Source organism: Tenacibaculum larymnensis, from assembly GCF_028829235.1.
GTDB classification, from domain to species: Bacteria; Bacteroidota; Bacteroidia; order Flavobacteriales; family Flavobacteriaceae; genus Polaribacter; species Polaribacter larymnensis.
The window spans coordinates 1-13,348 of record NZ_JAIWJY010000009.1; the positions used below are offsets into that span (position 1 = coordinate 1).

At 35.6% G+C, this 13,348-nt stretch carries 11 protein-coding genes; 3 read left to right on the top strand and 8 right to left on the bottom strand.

The features are described 5' to 3' along the window. Positions 1-383: 383 nt before the first annotated feature. The 7 genes from LCI24_RS12670 to LCI24_RS12705 form a co-directional block, all read right to left on the bottom strand. On the bottom strand, positions 384-632 hold the full coding sequence (locus tag LCI24_RS12670) for a hypothetical protein (protein ID WP_274640707.1): 249 nt from the start codon (positions 630-632) through the stop codon (positions 384-386). Between the two features lie 121 nt (positions 633-753). Continuing rightward, complete coding sequence (locus LCI24_RS12675; protein WP_274640708.1) at positions 754-1,623, bottom strand: DUF808 domain-containing protein; 870 nt, start codon at positions 1,621-1,623, stop codon at positions 754-756. A gap of 187 nt (positions 1,624-1,810) precedes the next feature. Then, a complete protein-coding gene (locus LCI24_RS12680) occupies positions 1,811-3,256 on the bottom strand; it encodes a type IV secretory system conjugative DNA transfer family protein (RefSeq protein WP_274640709.1) in 1,446 nt (481 codons plus the stop codon). Next, on the bottom strand, positions 3,253-4,287 hold the full coding sequence (gene mobB, locus LCI24_RS12685) for a MobB family relaxase (protein WP_274640710.1): 1,035 nt from the start codon (positions 4,285-4,287) through the stop codon (positions 3,253-3,255). Before mobB ends, LCI24_RS12680 begins: the two co-directional genes overlap by 4 nt. Then, positions 4,256-4,834 carry a BfmA/BtgA family mobilization protein gene (locus tag LCI24_RS12690; protein ID WP_274640711.1) on the bottom strand — a complete coding sequence of 193 codons (579 nt, stop codon included), beginning with the start codon at positions 4,832-4,834 and terminating at the stop codon, positions 4,256-4,258. The genes mobB and LCI24_RS12690 overlap by 32 nt, the downstream gene beginning before the upstream one ends. Before the next feature lie 701 nt (positions 4,835-5,535). Continuing rightward, positions 5,536-5,985, bottom strand: a complete 450-nt coding sequence (locus LCI24_RS12700) for a JAB domain-containing protein (RefSeq protein ID WP_274640713.1) — start codon at positions 5,983-5,985, stop codon at positions 5,536-5,538. Positions 5,986-6,067: 82 nt separating this feature from the next. Further along, entirely contained in the window at positions 6,068-6,403 is a 336-nt protein-coding gene (locus LCI24_RS12705) for a single-stranded DNA-binding protein (RefSeq protein ID WP_274640714.1), read from the bottom strand. A 958-nt stretch (positions 6,404-7,361) separates the two neighbouring features. Between LCI24_RS12705 and LCI24_RS12710 the strand changes: the two genes are divergently transcribed. Beyond that, positions 7,362-7,691, top strand: a complete 330-nt coding sequence (locus tag LCI24_RS12710) for a YegP family protein (protein ID WP_274640715.1) — start codon at positions 7,362-7,364, stop codon at positions 7,689-7,691. Between the two features lie 65 nt (positions 7,692-7,756). Here the strand turns inward: LCI24_RS12710 and LCI24_RS12715 are convergent, their stop codons facing one another. Then, the gene (locus LCI24_RS12715) at positions 7,757-8,164 is read right to left on the bottom strand and encodes a hypothetical protein (protein WP_274640716.1); all 408 of its coding nucleotides are present in this window, start codon (positions 8,162-8,164) and stop codon (positions 7,757-7,759) included. Between the two features lie 726 nt (positions 8,165-8,890). On the opposite strand from LCI24_RS12715, the gene LCI24_RS12720 reads away from it, so the two are divergent. Continuing rightward, positions 8,891-10,162, top strand: a complete 1,272-nt coding sequence (locus tag LCI24_RS12720; protein ID WP_274640717.1) for a hypothetical protein — start codon at positions 8,891-8,893, stop codon at positions 10,160-10,162. 23 nt (positions 10,163-10,185) lie between these two features. Further along, positions 10,186-12,879: a toxin-antitoxin system YwqK family antitoxin gene (locus LCI24_RS12725; RefSeq protein WP_274640718.1), complete on the top strand. Its 2,694-nt coding sequence runs from the start codon at positions 10,186-10,188 to the stop codon at positions 12,877-12,879. Positions 12,880-13,348: the final 469 nt, after the last annotated feature.

The following is a 13,348-nucleotide window of genomic DNA, read 5'->3' on the forward strand; positions in this document are numbered from 1 at the left end:
AAAAACATTATGCTTTAACACCAAAACAATACCTAATAAATAAGAGAATTGAAAAATCCAAGGAACAACTAAAAAATGGAATGTCAGTAAGGGGAATTAATTTATTTAGAGGTAAAAAATAAAGAAACCTCATATTTTTCCCCTATTTTGGGTGAACTTCAAAAAGTATTTGATAAAGAAAAAATTGAATTTTGAATTATCTATAAAGTTCAAAATGCTATCCGAAAATATAACATGTGGGTTCTTATTAAACACCCCTAGGTCGAGGACTATAAAGACAATAATGCAGAGTATAAATACTATCCAGACAGTCTACGTATTTTTAATTACAGCTAATATAACCTGACTTTTTAAACGAAAAATGCAAAAAGTTTTTAAAAGGATTAATTGACTATTTCAGTCTTTAAAATCTGAATTTCTTTATCTAGTGATTTTTCCAATTCTTTCAGGTACTTCTTTTCTTTTGAAGAAGCTGTTCTTTTTAAATCATGCTTTACCCTAAAGAGTTTACTGACACAATATTCCAATTTTATTTCATTATCATAGTTCAGTAATATTTTTTGGTATATGGGATCCAAATTTTCAAGAGAAATAATTTCATTTGTCACCCTCCATTTAAACTTTTCGAACATTTATTTTTTATTTGAAGCTATATCAAATATTATACCTAAAATAAAAATTATACTTTGAATAGATACAAGATATGTATTAAACTCGAAATGCCCCCCTGTAATAAAACTCTAAAAATGAGTTTTATTTTTTTAAAAAGATTTTCTTAAACAACATCATCAATATCAATGCTATAAACCCAACAACTATCCCAAAAATAAAATCCTTTATTACTTGGGGTGTGCCTGGGAATAAATGATGAAAATATTCAATGTTGTGACTAAAAATTCCACCCGAGACCAGCAATAATGCCAAAGTTCCAACAACAGACAATATTTTAATTACTATAGGAAGGGCTTGAACCAGAAATCTACCTATTTTATCAGAAAAGCTATGTTCATGGTCGTTAAGCCAGATTAATTTATAACCAAAATCGTCCATTCTTACAATTAATGCTACTATACCGTAAACCCCTATGGTAGCAATAATAGCAACAATAGTAACCACCAAAATCCTATCTATAAGAGGCTCTTTAATGACTGTCCCTAAAGCGATAATTACAATTTCAATAGACAGAATAAAATCAGTTAAAACAGCTTGCTTAACTCGTTGTTTTTCTAGTTGTGGAAGCTCTGCTTCGGAAACAGAAGTGATTAACTTTTCATGTTGTGTATCGTGATGAGGAAATATATATTCATAAATTTTTTCAACACCTTCATAAGCCAGATAAATTCCACCGAGAATTAAAATAACCGTAATTGCAGCAGGCAGATAAGCACTTAACAAAAAGGCTATCGGGAGAATAATGAGTTTGTTTAAAAAAGAACCTTTTGTAATAGCCAAAAGCACCGGCAATTCCCTGTTAGCCAGAAAACCAGTTGCTTTCTGTGCATTTACTGCCAGATCGTCTCCCAAAATACCAGCAGTTTTTTTAGTAGCGATTTTACTCATAGAAGCTACATCATCCATCAAAGCTGAGATATCATCGAGAATTGCAAAAAAACCTGAAGCCATAATATTTAAATAATTTTGAAATAAAGATATTCTTACTTAAAGAATAGGCAAATTAAAACAATAACCATTTAATATGAAAATACTCAATAGAAAATAAATATCTTAAAGAAGGTATGATGAAATTAGCTTAGGTTCAAATGACTATAGTAAAAAATTCAGAGATGACCTCCACTAACAAAATAAAAATTTAGGATACTTTAAGTACTGATTGTACTTTTCTATGGACCTGTTGAAAATGTACAGAGAGATCTGTAACTGAAAAATGATTTTCCTGTTTGGGTCTCTCCTTTTGAATAGGCTGCAACCTAAACCTTATCTTTTTATCTTTTCCATCTGCAAAAGCGATAAACTCCCCCTGTTTTAACTTAAAAAATATATCCGCTCTGCGTTTAGACACTTCACGTTCTCCTTTGGTAATACGACTTTCAAAACTCATACCACTGCTTTTACTGATGCTCTTGGTCGGAGTCTTGATGATCTCAAAAAAGCGTTCGTAGTATTTGGCGGTGTCCGGGTCATTGACCTTCCCGAAAAACTGATAAGAAAGATTGCTCAAAATGGCCTTACTGGCTTTGTCTCCGTACAGCAAATCATTTTGCACCTTGTCTTGCATCACATATACAGTACAAATATCATAACTACGGAGCGTAGCAGGTATTCGGTGCATATTGGGGAGTTTCAGGGTCGGAGCTTCTTCCATTAGCAGAAATGAAGATTTTCGATTACGAACGCTCATCTGTTTGATGATGGTATGCATGACCATAGCTATCACAGGGGAATATGCCGAATCGTATTTCGGGTTGTTGACCAAAGAAATAACCGCAGGATGTTCCGGGTTATTGATATCTAGGGGGACTTCGTCCTTTGACAGTACGTAGAACAGTTTTTGGGAACTGATTTTTTTAAAGGCGTTGGCAAGGGTACTTTTCACACCAGCGGTCTGCTTTTCCGATTCTATCCCATTGATAAAGGCACTCGCCATACTTTGGGAAGTCAAATCCGATTTCAAAAAAGCGACCAGTTTTTTTGTATTGAGTGATTGAAAAAGTGCAATGATATGGGGTAAGGTACAGTAATCGGGATAAGCGGTCTTCATTTTCCAGATCATACCGCTCAACAACCCTTCCACGGCATCGGAAAAGAATTTGTTGCTACCGGTATTTTCGGAGAGGTTATGTTCTAACAAGTTTTCCATCAACACCCGGGACACTTCATTGACACTTTCCTCGTTGGGTAGGTATTTTGGGGCAATGGGGTTCACCCGGTAATGGATATCGTCAAAGGCAATAACATAAAACTTGACCTTACTCTCCTTGAACAAAGGATAAGCAATTTCGGTTAGCTCAAAATTCTTATAATCGTGGATGACACCGCAAAAACCATATTTGCTAAAATGCTGCAAATAATTATACACCACGCTTTCGGTTTTGCCGCTTCCCGCCGAACCGATGACCGAAGCACCCCTGCGGATATTGTCCACTTTGAAGCTGCCGTTCTTTAGTTTGAAATGCACCTTGTATTTCTTATCCGATTGTACCGCTTTATCACCACTCAGCAGTCCATACAATACCGTCCCCACAAACAATATGGGTATCACTATATACAAAATGATATGTTCGAGCTGCCAGTTCATATTCCAATGGAGCCAGATTCAATGGCTTTACCGATACCTTTTTTCAGTTTATTAATAGCTTTAATAGTAAGTTGAAGTTTATTTGTTGGAATACTCAACAAGGTGGTATTTACTCCAGACTTTTGAAGTAATTTAAAGGCTACAGCCTTTTTGTTGGTTGGTAACTTTGTTATCATGGAAAAATAAAGTTTAGGATCTTTTAAAAATGTTTTTCGGGCTTTATAGGTCTCCACATAGTTCCGTTTGTATCCGAACATCTTGTCAAAGCTTTTTTCCGCATTTTTAACAAAGGTGTCCCGATCAAAGCCACGTTTAACTATTTTACCATGCATTTCCACTTTTGAAGCTTTGTGCTTGCTCCCCGGAGAGAGGCTGTAACGGTTGGATGCATCCTTACGGCTCACGATAATATGGATATGGCTCTGTGGTCCGGGTTTGGCCATTCCCCTAACAATACGTTTCCCGTCAAGTTGGTGTGGGGCTTCTTTTTCCAAACGTTGGATTTCCTTTTTCAGTTTTTTGATGTTTCCGGTACGTTCCTCACCCTCAATATTTCGGATATCTTGTTTCAATTCCAAAATTTTGGTGGCATAAGGTTGGTTTTCCCGTATCTGTTTATCCGTCCCCTTAAAGGTGCGTTGCCGTTCCACCTTAGCGTAATACTTAATATCATCTACATTTACAGGTTTTCCATCAATTTCACGGTTAAAAGCCTTGGCATATTCTTTCATCGTTTCGCGGGTATAGCGTCTCAGGGCTTCGGGAGAATCCCCAATGGCTCTCAGTTCCCTTTGGCTTGGATTCAGGGTAATGGAATAGAACTTAGGCTCTTTCTTTTTGAGTTTGGCCGTGTTCCCATCAATTTCCTTGACAACTTCTTCAGCGGAAATATTATCTTCATACTGGTCAAAGAAATGTTCCATCTCGGGAAGCGGTTTTCCCTCGTTTTCCTTTTCGAGATAGTCCACAAAATCGGTGGCACTTTGGGCATAGTTCCCTTCAGTTTTTTGCGCGGTGATGGTGATGTACATTGTTCAATCCTTTTTTAAAATTTTCAAATTCCTTCTTGTCCATATCCAGCCTATAGTGCCCTTTACCAAAAGTTCCCTTTACATAGGTTAGTTGTTCCAACAATTCCATCACTAGGTTTTTATACCGACTAAGCTGTTGTTGCATCTCCTCGTAACGGTTCCGGTAATGTTCCAATTCCTTGTCCCGTGTAAAAGCCTCAGGCATTTCAAAATCAAAATCTTCTTCAAGTTCTCTTTCTTCGTCATTTTCCATTTGGGATATTTCCTGAAAAAGAATATCCAGCATCGCTTTGGTGGGTAGGGTCTGTTGTTTTTCGATATTTCTAACAATAGCAATCAGGGCATTGATACGTTTTTTTGTACCATCGGATTTCACTCCGAGATTGTCTTTAGGAGAAAGGCTGTTCCATTCAAAAAAGTTGAGCATGTCTTCCAAGGTCTCTGTATGCGACTGGGAAATCTCCCGGGAAAATTTCCGGAAACGTACCGCTATCTCTTTTTTGATACTGATAGCGGAAAACCGATATTTTTGATAATGGTCTTCCATTTTTACTGTAAAAAACTGCCTGTTTATGGGCGTTCCGGCGGTATTTACTGTAAAAGTTATTGAGTATCAATTACTTACCTATTTATAAGCCACTGATTAACAACACTTTATATACAAACAAACACCCGTAACACCGCTCTGCGTGTTACCCTCTTGCTCTTCGATTTCGTTCGCCCAAGGCGAACCAAAATTTTCAGACATCCCACCAAGGTCGGATGCCAAGTTTTTATTTATGAAATGGTCATTATAGGAAAGTCAAATCAGAATAAAACAATGACCAAAAACAGTGAGTTACTGCTTCCTAAAGATACAATTTTAAAGGAATCACACATAAAAAAAGCCCATCATATTTGGTGGGCTTGATTGGTGCTATTTGTTGTTCAGATTTTGAAAACATACTTATAATTGTATAGATTCCGTATCGCTTCTTCTTCCAATAGAGAATCGTAATTTACTACGTGTTCCCTCGCATAGTTCCTAAGTTGCTCCCCAAAGCGCTTTTCAATGTCTTTTTTTGACAGCGATAGCAACCGTTGTTGGGTCTCATCGTCGAGGTTGTTATAATTGAGATGTATCATTTTTCAAAGTGTTATAGGTCGTATAAATCGGGATTGAAACCATCGGGGTAATCCCCGAGGTCCTGCCCGTCATCCAACCAGATTTCAAACGCTGTTTTTTCCGTATCTTTCATCATATGTGTTTTATAGTTCGCCATTATCCGCAAAACTGTAATAGCTTCCGTCAGGTGCAAGGATGATATGGTCGAGTACCGAAACATCAAAAAGCTGTGCCACCTGTTTTATCTTATCGGTAAGCCTTTTGTCTGCTTCACTGGGTTTCAATTTACCCGAGGGGTGGCAATGGGCAAGCAAAATCCCAACGGAAAGAGTCTTCAGTACAATGGCAAATAGGATGCGCACATCCACCAAAGTACCTGTGATGCCCCCGGTCGAAAGAGGATATATCCCTTTGACCCTGTTGGAGTTGTTTAATAACAGGATTTTAAAGGTTTCGTGCAGTCCAATGGTGTTTTTGTCCCAATTCTTATAAAGTAGTTTTGCAGCATGCTCCGAGCTTTTAATTGGGTCGGATTTCAATGTACTTACCTTTTCGCGATAACTTATCTGTATTTCGTTAACTTTGTATTTCATTGTTTTTCTATTTAGGGTTAATGATGAAAAAAGAGGGCACGCACTAATTGAAAACTGGTTTTAGTGCCCTCTTTGTTTTTGTTTACTTGTTGCCCATTAATAGGATTTCATCGGCTACCACTTCGGTAACATAGCGTTGGTTACCATCATTTGTGGTGTAGGTACGTGTCTTTAACTTGCCCACGATGCCTATTTCCTTGCCTTTTTCGGCATATTTTTCGATGATGTCAGCGGTTTTGCCCCAAGCAACAACAGTGTGCCAATTGGTGTCCGTTTGCTTTTCACCATTGGTGTTTTTGTAGTTTTCGTTGGTAGCCAAGGATAAGCGAGCTACTTTTTTACCGCTTTCAAGGTTCGTAATGGTTGGTTCCTGTCCAACATTTCCGATTAACTGTACGTGATTTTTAATAGTACTCATAATACATTGTTTTAAAAGTCCGCCTTATCGGCAGACAGGGTTAATAAATCCCCTTTGGATTTGAATTCAATTGAATTTTAAGGGGTGTTTGTTTGATTTCTTTCGTGCATAGCACAATGGATGGAGTGGGTTTTGTCAAGATTTTCAGGGAATAAATCAGGAGTGTCTGCGACGTAGTAAAACCCTTGGGTTTTCAAGGAAGTAGAAACCTTATTTTTCACTGAAACTTTGTACAGTCTTGACAAGTTCCATAAGGGCATTAGCGATTCTTTTAAGCCCGTTTGTGTTCGAGCGTACAGGCAGTTAAGCGAGAAAAGCAAATGGGGTTATATTAGAATTGGTTATGCACTACCTGTTTTTCGATGCCCCGAAAAACAACAAAGGCTATATCCATTATAAACCCCTTAAAATGTGTGGGGCAAAGGTTCGGTTTTTAAGTATGAGCGAGCAAAGCCCTAAGTAGACTTTGCCGTGAATGCTGTTAAGAAAACCGGGGCTTTGACCTTCCGATTTAAAGCGGACTTGCCTCGATTCCCGTAGTGGCAAGTGGAGTGTTCCGTTCCAGTGTACGGAACGGAAGGAACATAACGGGAGGGACAGGGATTAGGGTGTGTCCAAGACCTTTTTTGAGTGCAGCTCTTTTCCCGGAGTGTAGCTTGTCGGAATGTAGGGGAATGTGCTGAACGGGTTATGAAAATGGGTTTACCTTTTAAACTACCAATTTTCGGACAGCATATAGCGAGTGGCGCGCCCAAATAAAACTAAATGTTCTAAACCTGAGGTGTTTTCGTTAATATCTTATTGTTAATAGAGTATAGAAGGCAAATTATTTATCATCCTGTTCATCCATCTTTTTGATAAAACCGTTCGTCTCCCAAGGTATCCATAGATTATGTCCGATTGGTATAGGTCGAATTTTTTTGATACCTTTTTAGCATTAATCACAAAACCATTACTTATGCAAAAATTTGAGATTTACACGGACAAGGGCGGTGAATTCCGTTTTCGTCTAAAAGCTGCCAACGGTCAGAATGTTTTGGCCAGTGAAGGCTATAAGGCCAAGACCGGCTGTACCAACGGTATTGAATCCGTTAGAAAGAACTCCCAAGACGACAGCAAATATGAACGGATGGAGTCCAAAAGCGGAAAACCTTACTTTAACCTAAAAGCCTCCAATGGACAAGTTATCGGTACCAGTGAGATGTATTCCTCAAACAGTGCCATGGAAAATGGTATTGCATCGGTCAAGAAAAATGCTCCTGAGGCCACAGTGGATGACTTGACTTAAGGATTGCAAAAAAAAGAAAGCCTACTCTTGCGAGCAGGCTTTCACATTTGAGAGCATTGGTCTCATTAAAGTTCAAATTGTACAATCTGTTCCTCGATTTCCGATTTACGCTGTTCCAGAGTGGATTGTAAATGATTAGTCACTAACTTGATAAGATTAGAGTTGGTGGTCTTGAATTCCAAGTTACGAGAATCCCTAATGTAAAAGGAATTTGAGCCGTCTTGGTTGTAATTGAATTTCGTCAGCTCGTTCAAGGTTTCAGTAAGTCTTTCACGTTGATTGGCCAATCCTCGAAGCTTCTCAAATTTTTGGATACGGTCGTCCAAGTTAACAACAGGATTTTCAATGATTGCATTTTTCTCTTTGGTAGCGGTTTTTCCAATAGCTTCATTGGTCAGCTTCTTTTGTACTTCCTTTTTAACGGTAGCATTTACTTTTTTTACCGTTCCGTTTGATTTTGCTTTTGTTTCCATGATAATGAAATTTTAGATTAAACAATATTTGAGCATAGCCCAAACGGAAGACAAAATTTTGGAGCGGAAAGGAAACGGAATAAACAGCAGAGGGAAAAGAAGTAGCTTTATGCCGTCCCTTTTCCGAAAAATATTTTGCGACGTTTATTTTTCGGAAATATTGTATGAATGTATCCTATAGTAATCATCGTATTGATTTGAAATACAAGGCTTCTGTTCAATAGTATATAGAATAAAAATCTTGAATTTGTCAATTATTAAGTAAGATGCTAACTGAATATTTGGGAAAAACAATAATGATAATCAAAAGTCAACATTAACGATATTTTGTATTATTTCTTTATAAATGAAAAAGTTAACGTTCGAACACGTTCCACCTCAAAATGTCTTTAATTCTATCTTCTTTCAAGAGTCTGTACCTATCATCTTTACAGTACAAAAGGTCTTTTTACGGTAAAAGAACCGTAACAATCAAGATATGCATCCCTGTAAGACTGAAGCTTTTTAGTGTTAAGAAAAAATTTATGCACACATATTATAATTGGCTACAAACTAAAATCACGTTCTAATCATTTCCCTATAAACAGGGATATACAGGTCAATTATTTGCTTCATTTTTGCTTTTGATATTAAATGATTGGTTTAATGAACACTATAAAAGAGCACTTGAATTCGCTAAATAGCATTTGCAGACTTCTTTTTAAGTCACAGTTTACCTCAGATTTAATGAATGATTTAGAAGCCATTTTTTATAACAGAAAAAAATGTACTCTTGAAATAGAATACCCTGAGTGGAAGCTAACAAGATCTGAAAAAATCACTTGTTTTATTATAGAAAAGCTTGAAGAATTAGAACTTATTCATATAAACAATTATACGCTTGATTACTATGATTCATTAGATATTTACACCTTTTTTCATCAAGAGAAAGTTTCTTATAGTGATAACGAGTATGACCAAGAGCCTGATGAAACGGTTGTTTATGATTACCTAAACACATTGTTTGAAACACACCAACAAAAAGTGCTGGTTATTAATACTAATGGTGACGATATCGTATTTTTACCCGTAGCTTTTAGTGATTTAACAGAGCTACACAGTTTATGCTTAAAGCAGCCCTATTTTAAAGTTTCTGATGTAATAGAAGATACCTCTATTCCTATAAAAGATTCCTTTCAACTACTTCCTCTACGCTATCAAGAAAAGCAAAATAAAGCACCTAGTATTTTTTTAGATAGATTTATTAGCTACAACAACTTTTTTAGAATTTTAAACAGCTATCTATTACAAAACCGCACTAATTACTGGTTTTATAATAATTTAGAAGAACTCGTAGAAGTTTTAAAAGATGATAAAGACGCATATAGAAATCCGCTAAAACGACTTTTTAGCAAGCCCAAAAAAACCTACTTAATAGAAATCAAAAACAAGGATGAAGAAAGTTCACTTCTATGGGACGGAAACAAGCCGAATGAACTTTTTATACAATATACCCTAGCCACTGATAGCAAATGTAAAGAACAAGAAACACATCAACATTTTATTAATAACAGTAATTACAGCAGTTTGCTCTTAAAACCAGATAATCCGTTACAACGTATGTGGGAACGCACCTTAAGAGGACTAGAAAATTTAGAGTTTTATTACCCGCAAATCAATCATAAAAAACTTCGTAAAATTATAAGCGACGATTGGTTTGCTACCTGCTCGTATGAAGAGGCGCATAAATTCCCTAGTCAACCTTTTGAGTTTTATGTACGTCATCTTAATCAAGAAAATGTAAAAGAAGATATATTCCCAATGTTAGGCATAAAAGTTGGTCTTGATATGTTTTATTACAAATCATATTCAGCAGGTTATCTGGTGTTCTTTTCAAAAAAAAACGATGAGATGGAACTCATATTAAGCAATCAACCCGAACGCTATTTTTGGGCTGTAAAACTGTTTAATGAACTTTACAACAGCTTATATGCGAATAACATCGTAATATTAAACTAATTATTTATTTTGAATCTACATATATGAAATTACCTATAACAACCCTCCTAATAACACTTTTTACTGCCACCTCTTTTGCACAGCAAGACACCTTATGGTTTGATGGCGGATGGAACAAAACAACAAAAGACAAAGCCCATTTTTACAGGCCGCCTGCAAAAAAAGAAAAACGCAACCTATACCGCATAAATGATTACTATATAAACGGTAACTTACAAATGACAGGGCTTTCAAAATTTAAAGATTCTGTGCATTTAGAAGGTACTGCTACTTGGTATCAACCTGATGGTAAAGTAATGCAAACAGAAACTTATAAAAACAACAAGCTAAACGGTGTAAGCACCTATTATAGATATGACGATTGCGACGATAACAATACTAATGAAACAGTAGCTGGGGTTAAATATATTAAAGAAGCTGGTGCTGATGATGATTGCATTTATAACATCCGTGAGATTACTTATAAGGATAACCATCACATAAAAGAAATACTATATGACACCAACAAAAAAGGCGCACGTAAAGAAAGTTATTATAAGAAAGGGAGTATTCATAAAAAAAAGTATTACGATACTAACGGTAAGCAATTGGGTTCTTATCATCTGTCTAACAATGGCAACGAGCATGGTATAGATGTTAGCTATTACAACAAACCCATGCGTCCTAAAGTAGTGACTACAGTAAAAAACGGCTACCCTCTGTACGCTCATGCATATTACCCTAACGGAAAAAAGCGTAGCAATTTTGACACCATTCAAAAAGTTAAAACCTATTATAATGAAAAAGGCAAAGTCATGGGTAAACTACGATATGAAGGTGAGCTAGACAGGTTGCTTTATTTTCACGGAAAGCGATATACATTCTACCCTGACGGAAAAACAATTGAAAAAATTGAAACTTACGATAATCAATATCTTATAAAAGACGAAGAATATAATGGTGGCGTATTAATCCGTGAAAATTTTTATGACGATTTCGAGATTGTTAAAACCATCAGCTATACTGATGATGGCAAAAAAATAGGTGAATTCACCAAAAAAGGCAACGAATTAAATGGTACCGTTCGTAATAAATACAATCAAATTATTACCTATAAAAATGGTTTTCCTATAAAGGCAACCATCCCTTATATAAACTCTAGGAAGCTGTTCTCTACCCTAAAAGATTCAGTAATTACCTACCACGATACCCTTGGCAACCCCATTGCAACCTTAAAAGTAGGCTTAAGAAAAGGTAGATATTTTCCAGACAGACTAGAAACTGGCGAATATACACCATTGCCTATTGAAGGGACTTTGGTAACTCAAGACCTTAAACAACGAATTGCAGGTAAAACCACTTTTAAAAACTATAAAAAAACACAAAAAACAACTTTTGATTACATAAAGGATAAGCGTTTTAAGCAACATATACTATATGACGAAAACGAAGCCCCCCTAAAGTACACGTTTTATTTTAGCAACGGTAACAAACAATATGAACTATTTTATAATCCAAATACTGCTGAAAAAGAAAAAGGCGTTTTTTATAATAAAAACGGAGAGCAAATTTCAACATTTAATTATTTAACAAGCACCGGGACTTTTTATGAATTTTATGAAAATTCAGATGCTATTAAAGAGATTAGCAAGCAAAGAAATGGACAATTCATTGCTGGAAAACGATATCAGCGAGTGTATGACAGAAGCTTAAAAACATATGTAAATGTACTTCGTGAGGATGTTAATGCCAATGGCGAATCAACTTTTTATTCCAAACAAGGAGATGTATTGTGTAAAGCTATTTTTAAAAATGGAAAACCGTGGTTTGGTACAGTGTATGATTATAAAAACAATAGAAAAATTCAAGTCAAAGATGGGAAAAAACACGGTATTTATATAGATTATACAGGAGATGAAAAAACCATCCATAAACAAGGGTATTATAAAAACGGGGAAAAACACGGAAAATTCATTACATGGGGAGGCATCCGAACGTCTTATGAGTCAAAAAATATTAAGCAAAAAGAAGAAAACTATAAACACGGTGCGCGTGATGGCTACACGATTAAATACAACAAAGAAGGCAAAGAAATTTCAGAAGTATTATACAAAAACGGAAAGCGAGAAGGTTATGCAACAAGCTATAATGAGAAAACCAATAAAACTTATCGCCTTTTATATAAAAACGATAAGCCTTTTGAGGGTGTTGCTGTTAACAAATTTAACGGTGAAAAAGTATATAAAAACGGAACCATAGTTAAAGAAACAAACTATACAGATGTAAAAACGCATAACAATACTTACCAAACCATTAAAACCATTACCACATACAAGGATAAAACAACAAAGGAGGTTATTGTTTATAATTTAAAAGACAATAAACTACTATCATATTCAGAAAAATATGATCAGTTACATGGAGAGGTCATTAAATACCACAACAACAAACCAAAATACAAAGCTGTGTTTAAAGATGGTGATTTACAAAAAGGTGAGGTTTGGTTAAGCGGCATGACTAGATTTGAATCAGAACAATATTTTTTGTTAAGCAAACAAAACAACACTGTATCAATTAAAATATATAACCAAGACTTACAGTTAATTTCACATACAGCAATAAAGCCTACACTTTATAAAGACTATAACGAACAACAGCTTTTATCATTAAAACGTCTTGATTTAACACCTAGATCTAGCGTTCTTTTAATCTATGATTTTTACGAAAAAATTAAATAAAACTACTAGCATGAAGCACCCTAAAAACATTGATAAGATTACTTTAATTGACAATATATAAACAGCTTATTTCCTTGTTAAAATTTAACAAAAATTGGTAACTTCAACCGACAAAACATATCAAAAACACCAAGCGCATCAAACTAGGGAACAAGTGAGATAGACAATCATTTAAAGCCTCTCGTCTATTGGATTTCTAAGACCTACTGTGATAAAGCGTTAAATATTCAAGAAACTTTTATGAATCATAATAATACTATTAGACTTTCTATACATTTAGAAACCCAACAAGATGCTTTAAAATTTCATAAACATCAGGTTGGTGAGGTTATTAGATCCCCATCTAGACATGGAGTTTACTAAAGAACATGAGCAACGCGTATTAAAACAACTTCAAGAAAACGGAATTTCAGAACATGACGTTAAGACCATACGAGCCAAAATTGGCAAACAGATGTATTAATGTAAT